This is a genomic window from Pseudomonas sp. Irchel s3a18, from assembly GCF_900187535.1.
Classification (GTDB): domain Bacteria; phylum Pseudomonadota; class Gammaproteobacteria; order Pseudomonadales; family Pseudomonadaceae; genus Aquipseudomonas.
Genome location: NZ_FYDV01000009.1, coordinates 160,424 through 176,799 on the forward strand (window position 1 = coordinate 160,424; position 16,376 = coordinate 176,799).

At 62.8% G+C, this 16,376-nt stretch carries 15 protein-coding genes and 3 tRNA genes; 5 read left to right on the plus strand and 13 right to left on the minus strand.

Annotated elements, in window-relative coordinates:
• Positions 1-6 precede the first annotated feature (6 nt).
• The 5 genes from CKW29_RS14935 (at position 7) to CKW29_RS14955 (ending at position 6,265) form a co-directional block, all read left to right on the plus strand.
• Positions 7-1,017: a polysaccharide deacetylase family protein gene (locus CKW29_RS14935; protein ID WP_095146346.1), complete on the plus strand. Its 1,011-nt coding sequence runs from the start codon at positions 7-9 to the stop codon at positions 1,015-1,017.
• Positions 1,014-2,318 (plus strand): oligosaccharide flippase family protein, encoded by a 1,305-nt coding sequence (locus tag CKW29_RS14940; protein ID WP_095146345.1) that lies wholly within the window; start codon positions 1,014-1,016, stop codon positions 2,316-2,318. The genes CKW29_RS14935 and CKW29_RS14940 overlap by 4 nt, the downstream gene beginning before the upstream one ends.
• Complete coding sequence (locus tag CKW29_RS14945) at positions 2,315-4,240, plus strand: hypothetical protein (RefSeq protein WP_095148770.1); 1,926 nt, start codon at positions 2,315-2,317, stop codon at positions 4,238-4,240. Before CKW29_RS14940 ends, CKW29_RS14945 begins: the two co-directional genes overlap by 4 nt.
• Before the next feature lie 65 nt (positions 4,241-4,305).
• On the plus strand, positions 4,306-5,502 hold the full coding sequence (locus tag CKW29_RS14950; protein WP_095146343.1) for a GNAT family N-acetyltransferase: 1,197 nt from the start codon (positions 4,306-4,308) through the stop codon (positions 5,500-5,502).
• Positions 5,474-6,265, plus strand: coding sequence for a ChbG/HpnK family deacetylase (locus tag CKW29_RS14955; RefSeq protein WP_095146342.1), 792 nt, complete (start codon positions 5,474-5,476; stop codon positions 6,263-6,265). Before CKW29_RS14950 ends, CKW29_RS14955 begins: the two co-directional genes overlap by 29 nt.
• Before the next feature lie 59 nt (positions 6,266-6,324).
• On the opposite strand, the gene CKW29_RS25800 is transcribed toward CKW29_RS14955, so the two are convergent.
• From CKW29_RS25800 to truA, 13 genes are all read right to left on the minus strand, one after another.
• Positions 6,325-6,483: a hypothetical protein gene (locus CKW29_RS25800; protein ID WP_176465336.1), complete on the minus strand. Its 159-nt coding sequence runs from the start codon at positions 6,481-6,483 to the stop codon at positions 6,325-6,327.
• 240 nt (positions 6,484-6,723) lie between these two features.
• A tRNA-Asp gene (locus CKW29_RS14960) sits at positions 6,724-6,800 on the minus strand.
• Between the two features lie 93 nt (positions 6,801-6,893).
• Positions 6,894-6,970 (minus strand) — tRNA-Asp (locus CKW29_RS14965).
• Between the two features lie 54 nt (positions 6,971-7,024).
• Positions 7,025-7,100 (minus strand) — tRNA-Val (locus CKW29_RS14970).
• A 182-nt stretch (positions 7,101-7,282) separates the two neighbouring features.
• On the minus strand, positions 7,283-8,059 hold the full coding sequence (locus CKW29_RS14975) for an SDR family oxidoreductase (RefSeq protein WP_095146341.1): 777 nt from the start codon (positions 8,057-8,059) through the stop codon (positions 7,283-7,285).
• Positions 8,056-9,267 carry an O-succinylhomoserine sulfhydrylase gene (locus CKW29_RS14980; protein ID WP_095083040.1) on the minus strand — a complete coding sequence of 404 codons (1,212 nt, stop codon included), beginning with the start codon at positions 9,265-9,267 and terminating at the stop codon, positions 8,056-8,058. The genes CKW29_RS14975 and CKW29_RS14980 overlap by 4 nt, the downstream gene beginning before the upstream one ends.
• Positions 9,268-9,347: 80 nt before the next feature.
• Entirely contained in the window at positions 9,348-10,853 is a 1,506-nt protein-coding gene (gene purF, locus CKW29_RS14985) for an amidophosphoribosyltransferase (RefSeq protein WP_095146340.1), read from the minus strand.
• 41 nt (positions 10,854-10,894) lie between these two features.
• Positions 10,895-11,455 carry a CvpA family protein gene (locus CKW29_RS14990; RefSeq protein WP_095146339.1) on the minus strand — a complete coding sequence of 187 codons (561 nt, stop codon included), beginning with the start codon at positions 11,453-11,455 and terminating at the stop codon, positions 10,895-10,897.
• 98 nt (positions 11,456-11,553) lie between these two features.
• On the minus strand, positions 11,554-12,219 hold the full coding sequence (locus tag CKW29_RS14995) for an SPOR domain-containing protein (protein ID WP_095146338.1): 666 nt from the start codon (positions 12,217-12,219) through the stop codon (positions 11,554-11,556).
• The gene (folC, locus tag CKW29_RS15000; protein WP_095148771.1) at positions 12,203-13,510 is read right to left on the minus strand and encodes a bifunctional tetrahydrofolate synthase/dihydrofolate synthase; all 1,308 of its coding nucleotides are present in this window, start codon (positions 13,508-13,510) and stop codon (positions 12,203-12,205) included. The genes CKW29_RS14995 and folC overlap by 17 nt, the downstream gene beginning before the upstream one ends.
• Positions 13,507-14,427, minus strand: coding sequence for an acetyl-CoA carboxylase, carboxyltransferase subunit beta (gene accD, locus CKW29_RS15005; RefSeq protein ID WP_095083030.1), 921 nt, complete (start codon positions 14,425-14,427; stop codon positions 13,507-13,509). The genes folC and accD overlap by 4 nt, the downstream gene beginning before the upstream one ends.
• Before the next feature lie 272 nt (positions 14,428-14,699).
• Positions 14,700-15,332 carry a phosphoribosylanthranilate isomerase gene (locus tag CKW29_RS15010; RefSeq protein ID WP_095146336.1) on the minus strand — a complete coding sequence of 211 codons (633 nt, stop codon included), beginning with the start codon at positions 15,330-15,332 and terminating at the stop codon, positions 14,700-14,702.
• A gap of 63 nt (positions 15,333-15,395) precedes the next feature.
• Entirely contained in the window at positions 15,396-16,220 is an 825-nt protein-coding gene (truA, locus tag CKW29_RS15015; RefSeq protein ID WP_095146335.1) for a tRNA pseudouridine(38-40) synthase TruA, read from the minus strand.
• Positions 16,221-16,376 lie beyond the last annotated feature (156 nt).

The following is a 16,376-nucleotide window of genomic DNA, read 5'->3' on the forward strand; positions in this document are numbered from 1 at the left end:
CCTGACATGCCGATCAAAACCTGTATCAAGCGTGCCAGCGGCTGGTTGTACATGAACTCCCCCCTGGGCCGTCATCAACTGCGCGGCACCGGCGTGATCCTGATGCTGCACCGGGTACTGGCCGACGACGCGGCGGCGGCACTGCCGCACCGCAATGAGTTGTGTGTCGGCCCCCTGGCCTTCGATCACCTGCTCGGTTGGCTCAAGCGGCATTTCGACTGCGTGCCGCTGATGTCGCTGTTGCAGCCCGACGCCCGCCTGCGCCAGTCAGTCCGGCCCCGGGTGGCACTGACCTTTGACGATGGCTGGCGTGACAACGCGCTCAATGCCTTTGCGGTGCTGCAACAGCATCAGGTACCGGCGAGCATTTTCCTGTCCACGGACTTTATTGGCAGCCGCCAGCGCTTCTGGTGGGAAAGCCTGGGGGAAACCCTGTGGGGCAGTCACGGCGAAGTGCCGCGCCAGAACTTGATCGATCACCTGCAACAGTCGGGTCATACGCTGCCCGAAAGCCTGCTCGGCGAGGCCGACGAACAGCGCCGCAGCCTGGCCCTGGCGCATTACCTGCAAACACTCAAGCGCTTGTCGCCGGACACTCTCTGCCAGCTCGCCGGGACCTGCCCCGAGGATGCATCGCCCCAGGCGCTGGATTGGCATCAGGTGCGCACCCTGGAGAGTTCAGGACTGATCAGCTTTGGCCCCCACGGGGCCAGCCATGCCATCCTGACCGGGCTGGACGACCAGCGCCTGGAACAGGAACTGCGGCGCAGCCGCGACGCCCTGGACAACGGCTGCCTGCAGCCCCTGCCGGTGTACTGCTACCCCAACGGCGACCACGATCAACGGGTGCGCCAGCAGTTGGCGGCGCACCGTTACCCCTTTGCACTGGGCACCGGCGCCGGCCTTTACCGTGGCACTGGCGACCCCCTGGCCCTGCCGCGATTCGGTGTCAGCCAGCGCAACGCCAGCCGTCCGGAACTGCTGGCCTGGCGAATCAGCCAAGGGGCCCGCGCATGACCCTGAACCAGTACCTCAAGCACCTGGCGCTGAGCATGGGCACCACGGTGTTGATGATCGCCCTTCGCTTGCTGCGCAACGTGCTGCTGGCGCGCATCCTCGGTCCCAGCGAACGGGGCCTGTTCGCGTTGCTCAGTACCCTGCCCGACCTGATCAGCGCCGCCACCAGCGGCGGCCTGAATTCGGCCGTCGGGTTTCAGGCGGCAAAACAACGCCCCATGGGGTTGCTGCTCAGCCAGGTGCTGGTGTTCGGCTGCCTGCTGGCAACGATGCTGACGCTGTTGGTGGTGGCGCTGACGCGCGAGTTCGGCGGTGAACTGGACATCACCCGCCAACTGGGCCTGCTGGCCTGGCTGCTGCTGATGGCCGTGCCGCTGTCCGTGCTCAAGAGCGGCTTGCTGACCCTGCACAATGCCTCCGGCGGCGTGGTCGCCTTCAACGTCTTGCGGCTGATCGAGTCCCTGACCCCCTTGCTGCTGTTTCTTGCCTTGTTCTGGATGTGGAAGAGCGCGGCGCTGGAGGCGGCACTGATCAGCTGGCTCGCGGGCATCTGCCTGGTGGTCGCCGTGGGCTGGTACTGGCTCAAGCGCGATCACCCGCTGCGCCTGCAATGGGATCGCGCGGGGCAGAATGAACTGCTGCGCTACAGCGCCAGAAGCCATCCCGACCTGCTGTTTCAGCAGGTGATCCTGCGCTCCGATTACCTGCTGATCGGCGCTTTGCTGGGCAGCACCGCGCTGGGTGAATACGCCATGGCCACCGCCGCTGGCGAACTGCTGTTTATCGTACCGGAAGCGGTGACCACACCGTTGATGAAGCGCCTGCTGCAGCAGGAACAAGGTATCGAGCGCCTGACCCCTCTGGCCTTGCGCCTGACCGCCACGGTGATGATCGCCGCCTGCGTGAGCATGGCACTGGTCGGCGAATGGCTGATCGTCACCCTGTTCGGAGAGGCCTACCAGCCGGCGTACCCGGCGCTGCTGGCCTTGCTGCCAGGCCTGCTTGGGCTGTGTTACGTGAGCATCCTGCGCCTGGATCTGCTGGGCAAGAACCGGCCCGGCAGCATTTCGCTGGTGATGGGCCTCTGCGCCCTGTTCAACCTGGCGCTGAACCTGCTGCTGATTCCCGCCTATGGCATTGTCGGCGCCGCCGTGGCGTCCTCCGTTGCTTACCTGGCGGTGACCGTCGCCCTGCTGTGGCTGTACTGTCGCCTCAGCGGCGTGCCGGTGTGGCAAACCCTGATCATCCTGCCCAGCGATCTGGTGCCGATGCGTCAACTGCTGATGCGTAAACCGGCATGAAGCACCTACTGCTACTGATCAGCCTCGGCCTGGGCCTGAGCGCGCAAGCCGCGCCCATGCGCTGGGGCGACATTCGTGACGCCAGCCTGTACCTGCAGGCCGGGCAGCCTGACACCCTGACCGTGAGCTGGGTCCCGGCCTGGCAAGCGGATGCCAACGAAGAGCAACTGTACCTGCTTGACGGTCAGGGCAAGCTCGCGGGCGAACGGCACATCAAGGCCAGCGAAACCCGTGGCAGCCAGCGCTGGGACCTGGCGCCGAGTGCCTCCAGCTATCGACTGGAGATTCCCGGCTACAGCTTTCGCAACTATCGGATCGAACATGATGAACACACCGTCGCGCTGCTGGCCCCGGCCAAGGTTCACTTCAGCGCCTCAACCCGGGATGGCGACGAGCTGTATTTCAAGGTCGCACCCGGCGAACGGGCGATCCTGGCCGGCAAATTCCATGGCGGTGTCAGGGCATTGCAAGCAGAGCGACTGGCCGATGGCAAACCGCTGAGCCTGGCGCTCAAGCCCTATCGCTACTACTGGCAATTCGATCAGGTGGCGCTGCCTGTCGCCAGCGTCGAACAGGTCTGGCGGCTGCGCCTGCAGGGCTCGGGCAAAGCCGCATTCTGGCTCGACGGCACCGCCAATCTGTTCGCGCAAAACCCGCAGCAGCTCCAGCCCGTGCGCGAAGATGCCGGCCAGACCCGGCTTACCCTGCATGCCCAGATCGTCGGCCGAACCCCGGACTTGGGCCTCGCCCTGCCCTACACACTGCCGCCACCGGACAGCCACTCGCTGTTCGATGCACTCAAGCCGCGCGCGGGCAGCTACTACAGTTTTGTCGACCTGACCGCGAAAAGGCCGCAGTACGAGGACCCCTTCCGGCGCTTTTACCAGGAACGCCTGGGCATTACCCACGACATCACCCTGCTTTCCGCCACGCAACGGGGCTCCATCCTGCGCGTCGATGCGGTCAGCAACGCCGGCCTTGACGCCTGGCTCGCCGGGACCCGCGCCCTGGGGGGCAAAGGCCTGCACTACATCGCCTTTGCCGATGAACCGAACCTTAGCTACGCGGACTTTTCCGACTATCAAGCACTCTTCGACAGCATGGTGCGCCAGGTGCAAAGCAATCCCGCCAACTTCCAGGCCGGTGTGCGCATCGCTATGCCGGCCAGTTCGCGGCTGATCAACGGTCCCCTCGCCGACAACGCCGCCGAACGCTGTGGCATTGACTGGGCGCGACGCCTGCTACAGGCATCAGGCGAGCGGATCGACGCCCTGGCCTGGCACGAATGGATGATCCGCGACCTGCTGGCCACCCGCGTGTACCGCGACGGCGTGCGACGCGCCGCCGAGCTCGTTGGCCTCGATCAACAAGGTCGGCCCCGCAAGGCGCTGCTGCTGGACCAGACCAATATGTCCAGCGGTTCGAGCCTGAGCCCCTACGACCAGGAAACCCATTTCGCTTCGCTGTGGTGGGCCTCGGTAGCCATCAATTCGGCCCAGGACGGCCTGCTCGACATGCTCAACTGGTTCCAGATCGATGACGAAGGCGACCACCGCAAGGGCATGTTGCGCGTGCTGGAAGGCGATCGCTTCGAACTCAAGCCGGTGGGCTACGCTCAGCAATTCATCGCTCGCTACTGGCTCAAGGACGTGGTGCGCCTGGACAATGACGCGTTCGAGGTTGACGTGCTGGCCATGGCCAGCGATCGACAACGCAGTGTGCTGGGCGTCAACAAGACCACACGCCTGCAGCATGTCACCTTGCAGGGCATCGCCGCCTCATGTCCGTTGCAGCCTGGCGCGCTGGTGTATTTCGGCGCCGACAGCCAGAGCCGGCCGGCCACGTTCAACTGTGAGGACGGCCGGGTGAAGTTCGAGCTGCCCGGCGAAACGCTGTTTGCCTTGAGCTGGAATGCTTCATGAGCCCCTCCATCGAACCGGTTGCCGTCGCGCAACCTCGCCATCGCAGCACAGGGAGTTCAACCGTTATGGCGGTGCGATTGCAATGGTGCATGTCACTGTGTGCCCCTGACTTTCCGCAAGTCGCGTACGAAGCGCTACGCCAGCGCGTGCCGGACGCGACACCCTTCAATACCCTGGCCTGGTTGCGCGCGGCCGAACACGCCCTGCAAGACGGTACGACGTTGCAGGTCCTGCTGGGCTGGCAGGACGACCAACTGTGCCTGTGCCTGCCGCTGATCGCCTGCCGTGAACGGTTTGCCGGGTTGCCATTTCGCGTCGTTCGTCACCTGGGCTATCCGATGGCCGACCGGATCGCCCTGCTCGCCTGCCTGGACAGCGACAGCCTGCAACAAGGGCTAAGGGCGATCCGCCAGCACTTGCCGCACGCCGTGTTGCAACTCAATGAGTTGCCGCAGCCCCCGGATCAGCCAGGCACACTGACGCCCTGGATGCCGCTGAGCTCTACCAGCGAACGGCGCCTCAGCTGTCGAGTACCGGTGCTCCTGATCAGCGACAGTGACCGCCAGGCAGTCTCGGGCAATCATCGCTACAAACTGCGTCGGGCGCGCAACCGTATCACGGCCTGCGGTGCGCAGATCAAGCGCCTGGCCCCGGACGCGCTGACCATCGGCCCCTTGCTGCAAGCGATCAGCGAGGTCGAAGCGGCCAGCTGGAAAGGTGACGAAGGCGTCGGAATCTTCTCCGACGCGCACCGCCGACTATGGATGAACGAAGCGTTCACCCACCTCGCCGCCCTTGGCCTGGTACGGGCCGTGGTGCTGGAGCTCGATGGGCGTTGCATCAGCTATCGTCTCGGGCTGCTGGAACAAGGCCGGCTGTATGACTACAACCTGGCGTTCCTGCCGCAACATGCGGACCTGAGTAGTGGCCGCGTACTGCTTGAGGAATGGATTCTCTGGGGGCTGGACGAAGGCTGGCAGTGGATCGATGCCTCGCGCGTGAGCCTGAACAACTCCACCCATCAACTGCATGAACGCATGACCGGGCAACTCGAACACTGGCGCTGGAGTTTCTATTCCTGGCGCCCCAGTGGCATCTGCCTGGGCCTTGGCCTGCGGTGCTGGCACTACCTCAAACCGCGACTGCACGCCTGGCGCGCCTGGCGGGTGGCCACCCGCGAGCCCGTCGGCGCGAAAAACCCTGTGGGCGGTACACACCCCAAGGAGGGCGAACATGCCTCGTCAAGTCATCGTCAACGCTGACGATTTCGGCCTCAGCCCGAACGAGAATGCAATCATCCTGCGGGCCTTTCAGGCCGGGGTGATCAGCTCCGCCACCGCCATGGCCAACATGCCCGCTTTCCACGCCGCTTGTCAGCTGGCGCAACAACCGCTGCTCAAGGGCCGCGTCGGCCTGCATTTCAACCTCACCTACGGCCGCCCCTTGAGCGAGGCGATCGTCCGCCAGTCAACCTTCTGCAGCGCCGCTGGCGAGTTCGACCTGAACCTTGCGCGCCACCACTTGTGGCTCGGGCGCGAACAACGTGAAGCGGTGTTGCAGGAGCTTGAGGCACAGTGGCAACACTGCCTGGACAACGGCCTGCAACCCAGCCATCTGGATTCCCATCAACACGTTCACAATATCTGGCCGATCGGCGAGATCGTCGCGCGGTTTGCCGCCCGCCAAGGAGTACCGGTTCGGCTGGCGCGCAATCTGGGACAAAACCTCAGCCTGCCAAAACGGGTGTTCAAACACCTGCTCAACCAACGCTTGCGCCGCCTCGCCAACGCAACGGCCGATTATGTATGCACCCCGGTGGATCTACGCAACGCCGCTCCCCCCACGGACGGACTGCTGGAGATCATCGCCCACCCCACCCAGCTCGACAGCGACTTTGGCGATGCCTACCTGCGTGCGGACGAGTCGTTGAGCCTGCTACTGGACCTTCGACTGCCGGGTATCCCGCGCGTGCCCTACAGCGTATTGCTACGCAGCCCATCCGCTGCGGCGACCGCCCTGGAATGACCCAGACAGCACACTGCCCCTGGCGGTTAACCAGGGGCAGTGTGCAAAACGCAATGGACTCAGGGTTTCAGCGGCCATTCCTCGTCGAGGTCCGACAGGCTTTTTCCATCATCCGGGTGTTTCCAGGTTTGCGGTGGCGGATTCTCTTGCGGGGTGGCCTCATCCGGCCGCTCCTCGTCGCCATCGTCGTCATGTTCATGCTGCTTTTCAGTGGCCATGGACCCTCCTCCTGAGCTGAAGGTGTACCTTTGAGAATAGAACAAGGTCCAGGCATCGCCGGGGACAGGCCGACATATGATCAAGCGTCGGTGAATTCGCGCACGACAAAAGTGAAATGCCAGAAACAAAAAACCCCGGTCTTTCGACCAGGGTCTTTGCTATCGACGCGAAGTAGATACTGGCTTTGCCAGTGGCTTTCTTCGTAGCTCCAAGGCGTTCAGTGGGCCTTGAGGCAGATATGGCGCAGCGGACGGGACTCGAACCCGCGACCCCCGGCGTGACAGGCCGGTATTCTAACCGACTGAACTACCGCTGCGTATCGCTTTGGACTTTCGCCCAATTAACTCGTCTGATTGCCAAGCTTCGAAGCTTTTCAATCTCGAACCAGGAAAACCTGATTCGGAAAATATGGCGCAGCGGACGGGACTCGAACCCGCGACCCCCGGCGTGACAGGCCGGTATTCTAACCGACTGAACTACCGCTGCGCGTCGGTGGAGGCTTTTCAGCTTCCCTCCTGCTTTCGCAAGAGTCTCAAGAAGTGGTGGGTGATGACGGGATCGAACCGCCGACATTCTGCTTGTAAGGCAGACGCTCTCCCAGCTGAGCTAATCACCCGTTTGCTTCTCCGAGGCCGCGAAATTTACGCAGATACCGAAGCTAAGTCAATAGCAGGATTGGATTTTTTTCAAAAACAGCTTCAAGCGGCAAGCTACAAGTCAAAAGCCGTGCCGCGCAGACAGGCCCAACACTGAACGGCTTTTACTTGCCGCTTGTAGCTTGTAGCTTAAAGCTGCCTCTCACTGCTGATAGACCATCTTCTTGGTCATGCCACCGTCGACCACAAACTCCTGGCCCGTGACGAACCCGGCATTCCTGGACAGCAACCAGGCCACCATCGCCGCAACGTCTTCGACCGTCCCTACCCTGCCCGCCGGATGCTGGGCGTGATCGGCGTCACTTAGCGGCTCGGCACGCCGGGCAGCAGGGTCACGGGCATCGATCCAGCCCGGACTGACTGCGTTGACCCGAATCTCCGGCCCCAAGCTGATGGCCAGCGCGTGAGTCAGGGCCAGTAAACCGCCCTTGCTCGCCGCGTAGGCTTCGGTGTCCGGTTCCGACTGACCCGCACGGGTCGAGGCCAGGTTGACGATGGAACCGCCGTGAGCCCGCAGATAGGGCGCACAGTGCTTGGCCAGCAGCATCGGCCCACTGAGGTTGACCGCCAGCACCCGGTTCCAGTACCCCAGGTCAAGGCTTTCCAGGGTGATGTTGCGAGGGTCGGCGACCGCCGCGTTGCACACCAGCGCATCGAGACGACCGAATTGCCCAAGCACCTCGGCAACGCCCAGGGTCACTTGCTGCTCATCGGACACATCCATGGCGATGAACCACGCGTGTTCACCCAGCACCTTGGCCACCCTGGAGCCCCGCTCACGATCGAGATCGGTCAGCACCACCTGCCAGCCTTCGCTGATCAACCAGGCGGCAATCCCCAGGCCGATACCCCGTGCCGCACCCGTGACCAGGGCGACCCGACCGTTGGTAGCACCGACAGACGTGGACAACTCGATCACAAGGCAGCCAGCCCGCGCGCCAGATCCGCTTGCAGGTCGGCCACGTCTTCCAGGCCGACCGCGATCCGGATCAAGCTGTCGCGAATACCGGCAGCCTCACGCTCCTGCGGCGCCAGGCGCCCATGGGAGGTGGTGCTCGGATGGGTGATGGTGGTCTTGCTGTCACCCAGGTTGGCAGTGATGGAAATCAGGCGGGTCGCATCGATAAAGCGCCAAGCGCCCTCTTTGCCGCCCTTGACTTCAAAACTCACCACCGCCCCAAAGCCTTTCTGCTGGCGCAACGCCAGTTCGTGCTGTGGATGGCTCTTGAGGCCGGCGTAGTGAACCTTCTCGATGCCGTCCTGCTGCTCCAGCCACTCAGCCAGTTGCTGGGCATTGGCACAATGCGCCTTCATGCGCAGGCTCAGGGTTTCCAGGCCCTTGAGGAAGATCCAGGCGTTGAACGGGCTCAAGGTTGGGCCCGCGGTACGCAGGAAGCCGACGATTTCTTTCATCTGCTCGCTACGACCCGCCACCACGCCACCCATGCAACGGCCCTGACCGTCGATGAACTTGGTGGCCGAATGCACCACCACGTCCGCGCCGAGCTTCAGGGGTTGCTGCAAGGCAGGCGTACAGAAGCAGTTGTCGACCACCAGCATCGCGCCCTTGCCATGGGCCACTTCAGACAGCGCGGCGATATCCACCAACTCGGCCAACGGGTTGGACGGCGACTCGACGAACAGCAATTTGGTGTTGGCCTTGATCGCGGCATCCCAGCCGGACAGGTCCGCCAGCGGCACGTAATCGACTTCGATGCCAAAACGCTTGAAGTACTTTTCGAACAGGCTGATGGTCGAGCCAAATACGCTGCGCGACACCAGTACATGGTCGCCGGCACTGCACAGGCTCATCACCACGGCGAGGATCGCCGCCATGCCAGTGGCGGTCGCCACGGCCTGCTCCGCGCCTTCCAGAGCGGCAATGCGCTCTTCAAACGCACGAACGGTCGGGTTGGTGTAGCGCGAGTAAACGTTGCCTGGTACTTCGCCCGCGAAACGCGCCGCCGCATCGGCCGCGGTACGGAACACATAGCTTGAAGTGAAGAACATCGGATCACCGTGTTCGCCTTCGGGCGTGCGGTGCTGGCCGGCACGTACGGCCAGGGTATCGAACGCTACGCCATCGAGGTCGCTGTCCAGCCGACCGGCATCCCAATCCTGACTCATGCTGTCACTCCTTGCCCCGTTCTTGATAGATAAACCGTCTTTGACAGATACAAAACCGGCCCCTCAGGGCCGGTGGAAACTCAGTTGTTGTACAGATCGATGATCGCACTGACAGCCTGCGTCTTGACCTTGGAGGCATCGTTACGTGCCTGCTCGATCTTGTTCAGGTAAGCCTCGTCAACGTCGCCGGTAACGTACTTGCCGTCGAACACGGCGCAATCGAAGTGCTCGATCTTGATCTTGCCGCCACCAACCGCTTCGATCAGGTCAGGCAGGTCCTGATAGATCAGCCAGTCGGCGCCGATCAGGTCAGCCACGTCCTGAGTCGAACGATTGTGGGCGATCAGTTCATGGGCGCTCGGCATGTCGATGCCGTAAACGTTCGGGTAACGTACGGCAGGGGCCGCGGAGCAGAAGTAGACGTTCTTGGCGCCGGCTTCGCGCGCCATCTGGATGATCTGCTTGCAAGTCGTGCCGCGCACGATCGAGTCGTCCACCAGCATGACGTTCTTGCCGCGAAATTCCAGCTCGATGGCATTGAGCTTCTGGCGTACGGATTTTTTCCGTGCGGCCTGGCCCGGCATGATGAAGGTCCGGCCGATGTAGCGGTTCTTGACGAAACCTTCGCGGAACTTCACGCCCAGGTGGTTGGCCAGTTCCAGTGCCGCGGTACGGCTGGTATCGGGAATCGGGATAACCACGTCGATGTCGTGATCCGGACGCTCGCGCAGGATCTTCTCGGCCAGTTTCTCACCCATGCGCAGGCGAGCCTTGTAGACCGATACGCCGTCGATGATCGAGTCTGGACGCGCCAGGTAAACGTGTTCGAAGATGCACGGGGTCAGGGACGGATTGGTCGCACACTGACGGGTGTGCAGCTTGCCGTCTTCAGTGATGTAGACCGCTTCGCCTGGGGCCAGGTCGCGAATCAGGGTGAATCCCAGCACGTCCAGGGACACGCTTTCGGAGGCGATCATGTACTCCACGCCTTCGTCGGTGTGACGCTGGCCGAAGACGATCGGGCGGATGCCGTGCGGGTCGCGGAAACCGACGATGCCGTAGCCGGTGACCATCGCCACGACGGCGTAACCACCGACGCAACGGTTGTGCACGTCGGTGACGGCGGCGAATACGTCTTCTTCGGTCGGCTGTAACTTGCCGCGCTGGGCCAGTTCGTGGGCGAACACGTTAAGCAGCACTTCCGAGTCGGAGCTGGTGTTGACGTGGCGCAGGTCAGATTCGTAAATCTCCTTGGCCAGCTGTTCAACGTTGGTCAGGTTACCGTTGTGCGCCAGGGTGATGCCGTAAGGCGAGTTGACGTAAAACGGTTGAGCTTCGGCCGAAGTCGAGCTGCCAGCGGTCGGATAGCGCACATGGCCAATGCCCATGTGGCCGACGAGGCGCTGCATATGACGCTGATGAAACACGTCACGTACCAGGCCATTGTCCTTGCGCAGGAATAACCGGCCATCATGGCTGGTCACGATACCGGCAGCGTCCTGGCCGCGGTGCTGGAGGACGGTTAGCGCGTCATACAGCGCCTGATTGACGTTCGACTTACCGACGATACCGACGATGCCACACATGCGACGCAACCCCTACTTAATGAAACTGAACTGAACACGACTCACTGCGGCGTTTTGGCCGTCGGCAAGAGGTGCTCCTTGAACGGTATTTCAGCGGGTACGCTGATACCGCTGGCCAGCCACTGACTGCTCCACCCTAATATGAGGTTTTTGGACCAGTCTGCAACCAATAGAAATTGTGGCACGAGCCTCGACTCCTGCCACCATGAATCCTGCTGTACCGGCCCCAGGCTCAACAGCCCGACGGCGGTGACCACCAGCAACGCGCCACGCGCCGCGCCGAAGGCCATGCCCAGGAAGCGATCGGTCCCGGAGAGGCCGGTGACGCGAATCAGTTCGCCGATAAGATAATTGACCATGGCGCCGACCACCAGGGTGGCGACGAACAGGATGGCACAGCCCGCGATCACGCGGGCCGACGGTGTTTCGATATAACCGACGAGGTACTCGGACAGTGAGCCACCAAACATCCAGGCAACGGCTCCTGCGATGATCCAGGTCACCAGCGACAGTGCTTCTTTTACGAAGCCGCGGCTCAGACTGATCAAAGCGGAGATGGCGATTGTTGCAACGATCGCCCAGTCAACCCAGGTAAATGGCACAGTGCAGCCTACAGACGGATAAGGCGGCGCATTTTAGCAGAGCCCATGGCTGCCGGTAAGCTGCGATTTTCAGTGGATTTCAAATTGAGGCGATAGCCTTAGCCGCGCTCCGGCTGGAAACGCACCACAAAACCCTTGAGATTATGCTGGCGACCCAGCAGGTCACGCAGACGATCGGCTTCGGCGCGCTCGATCAACGGCCCGACAAACACCCGGTTCTTACCGTCAGCCGTACGGATATAAGCGTTGTAGCCCTGGCTACGCAGGGTTTTCTGCAAGCTTTCGGCACTTTCACGGCTCGACAGGCTGGCCAGTTGCACCGACCAACTGACCGACAAGCCATTGGCATCGACCCGAGCCTGGGTGGCGGCAGGCTTGCTGACGGGCGCGGTGACTGGCGCAGGTGCAGGCTTGGGCGCAGGCGCTGGTGCTACCGGCTTGGCGGCAACCGGGGGTGGCGCAACGGGCGTGCTCGGTGCACTGGCTGCAGGTGCCGTCGTCGGCGTGGCAGGTACTTGCTCCATGGCTATTTCAGCATCGCTCGGCACCGGCTCCTGGGGCAGCGCCTGCGGATCCGGAACCACCACTGGTTCGACCTGAACTTGCGGCAGGGTGGGCGCCTGCGGCGCAGCCGGGGCCTCTACCACCACCTGGCGCTGCTCGTCCTCCCGGGAAAACAGCATTGGCAGGAAAATCACTGCCAGAGCCACCAGCACCAGGGCCCCGACCATCCGCTGCTTGTACGCGTTATCCAGCAAAGCCATCTGCAGCCTCCTCCGTGGAGCGCCGGGCCAGCCACTCGAGGGCCTCGGCAACACAATAAAATGATCCGAACAGCAGGATTTCGTCTTCCGCCGTCGCCTGCGCGCTTTGCCCCTCCAGGGCATCCGCCACACTGGCATAGGATGTTACCGCAGCCCCGAGGTTCTGCAACGCAACCTGTAAATCCGCAACCGGACGCGCGCGAGGCGAATCAAGCGGGGCGACCGCCCAATGCTGGACACTAGCACTCAACTGGCCAACCACACCATCAAGATCCTTGTCGGCCAGCAACCCGAAGACGGCCAGGCGTCGACCCGCCACCGGACGAGCGGTCAGGCGCTGCGCCAGGTACTCGGCCGCATGGGGGTTATGCCCCACGTCCAGCATCAGGTTCAGGCGCTTGCCATGCCAGCTGAACTGGCGGCGATCCAGACGCCCGACGACTTTCGTGGCCTGCAGCGCCGCGACTATTTGCCCGGGAACCCAAGGCAGGCCCGACAGCGCATAAGCCTGCAACGCCAGCGCGGCGTTTTCCATGGGCAAGTCGAGCAAGGGCAGGTCGTGCAACTCGATCTCCCGACCTTGCCCGTCGACACCCCGCCACTGCCAGCCGTGATCGGTCACGCCCAGGTCGAAATCACGACCACGCAGCAAGAACCGGCAATTAAGCTCGCGTGCTTTGTCCAGCAAGGGTTGGGGAGGATTGAGATCGCCGCACAGCGCCGGTGCGCCCTGGCGGAAGATACCGGCCTTTTCGAAGGCCACGGATTCGCGGGTATCGCCCAGGTAATCCGCATGGTCGACGCCGATGCTGGTGACCAGCGCGATGTCGGCATCCACCAGGTTGACCGTATCCAGACGACCGCCAAGACCGACTTCCAGCACCACCGCATCCAGGCCCGACTGCTGGAACAGCCAGAACGCCGCCAGGGTACCCATTTCGAAATAGGTCAGGGAGATCTCGCCGCGACCGGCCTCGACCGCCACGAAGGCTTCGCACAATTGTTCGTCAGTGGCCTGAACGCCATTGATCTGCACCCGCTCGTTGTAATGCAGCAGGTGCGGGGAGTTGTAGACACCAACGCTCAAGCCCTGCGCGCGCAACAATGACGCCACGAACGCACAGGTAGAACCCTTGCCGTTGGTGCCGGTGACCGTGACCACCCGAGGCGCCGGCTTGCCCAATCCCATCCGGGACGCTACCTCTTGCGAGCGCGCAAGCCCCATGTCGATGGCTGACGGATGCAACTGCTCAAGGTAGGCGAGCCACTCGCCAAGGGTACGCTCGGTCATAGGTTGGCAGGCACCGGCGGAACCACCACGGTCTCGACGGGCGCCGCCACGAACTCAGGCGTCGGCAGCCCCATCAGTTGCGCCAGCAGATTACCCAGGCGTGGACGCAACTCGTGACGCGCGATGATCATGTCGATCGCACCATGCTCCAGCAGAAATTCGCTGCGCTGGAAACCTTCCGGCAGCTTTTCACGCACGGTCTGCTCGATAACACGCGGGCCGGCAAAGCCGATCAGGGCCTTTGGCTCACCGACAATCACGTCGCCGAGCATCGCCAGGCTGGCGGAAACACCGCCGTAAACCGGGTCGGTCAGCACCGAGATGAACGGAATGCCTTCTTCGCGCAAACGCGCCAGCACCGCAGAGGTCTTGGCCATCTGCATCAGGGAGATCAGGGCTTCCTGCATCCGCGCACCGCCGGAAGCGGCGAAGCAGATCATCGGGCAACGGTTTTCCAGGGCGTAGTTGGCCGCACGCACGAAACGCTCGCCAACGATGGCACCCATCGAACCACCCATGAAGGAGAATTCGAACGCCGACACCACTACCGGCATGCCCAGCAGGGTGCCGCTCATGGAAATCAGGGCGTCCTTTTCACCGGTCTGCTTCTGGGCAGCGGTCAGGCGGTCCTTGTACTTCTTGCCATCACGGAACTTCAGACGGTCAACCGGCTCCAGGTCGGCACCCAGTTCGGCACGGCCTTCGGCGTCGAGGAAGATGTCGATCCGCGCACGCGCACCGATGCGCATGTGGTGGTTGCACTTGGGGCAAACGTCCAGGGTCTTTTCCAGCTCCGGACGATACAGCACCGCCTCGCAGGACGGGCACTTGTGCCACAGACCTTCAGGCACCGAGCTCTTCTTGACCTCGGAACGCATGATCGAAGGGATCAGTTTGTCTACCAACCAGTTGCTCATGCTTTCTTTCTCCAGTACCGGCGGCCCGAACGCTCTGGTTCGCGGCCCCGCGTATGCCCTTGAGCTAAATTCATGTGTGCGGCGATGATCGGTTCGCTGCCGCGGTCGACACAGGGCCAGGACCTGCCTGCAACGCTTCCATCCTCAGCCATCCCGACAACCTGCGCAGGGCGGTTGTCACTTCGGTTTTGGTCCACCCGGAGGTGGCACCTGCCTGCTTTCGTGCAGCGCATGTTTGTACCATGCAGTGGACGGCGGCAGACTGCCAGCCGTCACATCGACGACGCGCTACTGCGCACTGCCTGCACAAAGGCGCGAATCTTTGCGTGATCCTTGATGCCCTTGCCCTGCTCTACCCCGCCGCTGACGTCCACCGCATAGGGCTGGACCCGGGCAATGGCCCCGGCGACGTTGTCCGGCGTCAGCCCACCGGCCAGGATAATCGGCTTGTTCAAGCCCTGCGGAATCAAGGACCAGTCGAAGGCTTCGCCGGTTCCACCGGGAACCCCTTCGACATAGGTATCCAGCAGAATCCCGCTGGCACTCGGATACGCGAGGCAGGCGGCGGCGATATCGTCCCCGGCCTTGACACGCAAGGCCTTGATATACGGCCGGTGCCAGCCTTCGCAATCGGCCAGGGTTTCATCACCGTGGAACTGCAACAGGTCCAGCGGCACTGCATCGAGTATTTCACCGAGCTCGCAACGACTGGCATTGACGAACAGGCCCACGGTGGTCACGAACGGCGGCAACGCTGCAATAATCGCCCGCGCCTGCTGGACCGTCACCGCCCGCGGACTGTTGGCATAGAACACAAAGCCAAGCGCATCGGCCCCGGCCTCGACGGCCGCCAACGCATCTTCAATGCGGGTAATCCCACAGATTTTGCTGCGAACGGCTGGCATGTCGTTGGAACCTCAGGGCAAATCCGGGAAAGTCCCGGATGGTAGCAAATGCGTTCGAGGGCGTCAGCCGTCAAGTTCCGAGAAACCGGTCAGGAAGTGCGGCCCGACGTAACGCTCCGGCAGCTGGAACTCATCACGATACTCGACCTGCACCAGGTACAGCCCGAACGGGTGGGCCGTGACACCGCCGGCACGCCGGGCCCGGCTTTCCAGCACCTCCTTGGCCCACTCCACCGGACGCTCACCGGCACCGATGGTCATCAGTACACCGGCAATATTGCGCACCATGTGGTGCAGGAATGCGCTGGCACGGATATCCAGCACGATCATCTTGCCGTGCTGGGTGACCCGCAGGTGATGGATTTCCTTGATCGGCGACTTGGCCTGGCACTGCCCCGCGCGAAAGGCGCTGAAGTCGTGAGTGCCGAGCAGGTGCTGCGCCGCCTCGGCCATGCGCTGCACATCCAGCGGCCGGTGGTTCCAGGTCACCTCTTCGTTGAGGTGCGCCGGACGAATCTGGTCGTTGTAGATCACGTACCGATAACGCCGGGCGATGGCCTTGAAGCGCGCATGAAAGTGCGCCGGCATGACCTTGGCCCAACTGACGCTGATATCGTGGGGCAAGTTGATATTGGCCCCCATGACCCAGGCCTTCAACGACCGGTCGACCTGGGTGTCGAAATGCACCACCTGGCCGCAGGCGTGCACGCCCGCATCGGTGCGCCCCGCGCAATGCACGGAAACGGGCGAATCCGCGACCTTGGACAGGGCCATTTCAAGGGTTTGCTGCACGGTGGCCACGCCGGAGGCCTGACGCTGCCAGCCGCGGTACCGCGAGCCCTTGTATTCAACGCCCAACGCGATCCGGAAAAAGCCCTCGGCCGCCATTTCGGCGGCCGGATTATCTATATTTGCCAAGGAGTGACAGCCTGCTGATGTACGCAAAGGCGGGCATTATAAGGCCCCGCGCCCGGGACGCCATGTTCGCGGTATTTTTTGTTCAACCCGGCGCCGCGAGTAAGCACCTGGAGAGGAGCCGCTTGC

Bases quoted from the DNA above. Each gene is read 5' to 3' on its own strand.
- CKW29_RS14935 (WP_095146346.1), top strand. From the start codon at position 7: ATGCCGATCAAAACCTGTATCAAGCGTGCCAGCGGCTGGTTGTACATG.
- CKW29_RS14940 (WP_095146345.1), top strand. From the start codon at position 1,014: ATGACCCTGAACCAGTACCTCAAGCACCTGGCGCTGAGCATGGGCACC.
- CKW29_RS14945 (WP_095148770.1), top strand. From the start codon at position 2,315: ATGAAGCACCTACTGCTACTGATCAGCCTCGGCCTGGGCCTGAGCGCG.
- CKW29_RS14950 (WP_095146343.1), top strand. From the start codon at position 4,306: ATGGCGGTGCGATTGCAATGGTGCATGTCACTGTGTGCCCCTGACTTT.
- CKW29_RS14955 (WP_095146342.1), top strand. From the start codon at position 5,474: ATGCCTCGTCAAGTCATCGTCAACGCTGACGATTTCGGCCTCAGCCCG.
- CKW29_RS25800 (WP_176465336.1), bottom strand. From the start codon at position 6,483: ATGGCCACTGAAAAGCAGCATGAACATGACGACGATGGCGACGAGGAG.
- CKW29_RS14980 (WP_095083040.1), bottom strand. From the start codon at position 9,267: ATGAGTCAGGATTGGGATGCCGGTCGGCTGGACAGCGACCTCGATGGC.
- purF (WP_095146340.1), bottom strand. From the start codon at position 10,853: ATGTGTGGCATCGTCGGTATCGTCGGTAAGTCGAACGTCAATCAGGCG.
- CKW29_RS14995 (WP_095146338.1), bottom strand. From the start codon at position 12,219: ATGGCTTTGCTGGATAACGCGTACAAGCAGCGGATGGTCGGGGCCCTG.
- folC (WP_095148771.1), bottom strand. From the start codon at position 13,510: ATGACCGAGCGTACCCTTGGCGAGTGGCTCGCCTACCTTGAGCAGTTG.
- accD (WP_095083030.1), bottom strand. From the start codon at position 14,427: ATGAGCAACTGGTTGGTAGACAAACTGATCCCTTCGATCATGCGTTCC.
- CKW29_RS15010 (WP_095146336.1), bottom strand. From the start codon at position 15,332: ATGCCAGCCGTTCGCAGCAAAATCTGTGGGATTACCCGCATTGAAGAT.
- truA (WP_095146335.1), bottom strand. From the start codon at position 16,220: ATGGCGGCCGAGGGCTTTTTCCGGATCGCGTTGGGCGTTGAATACAAG.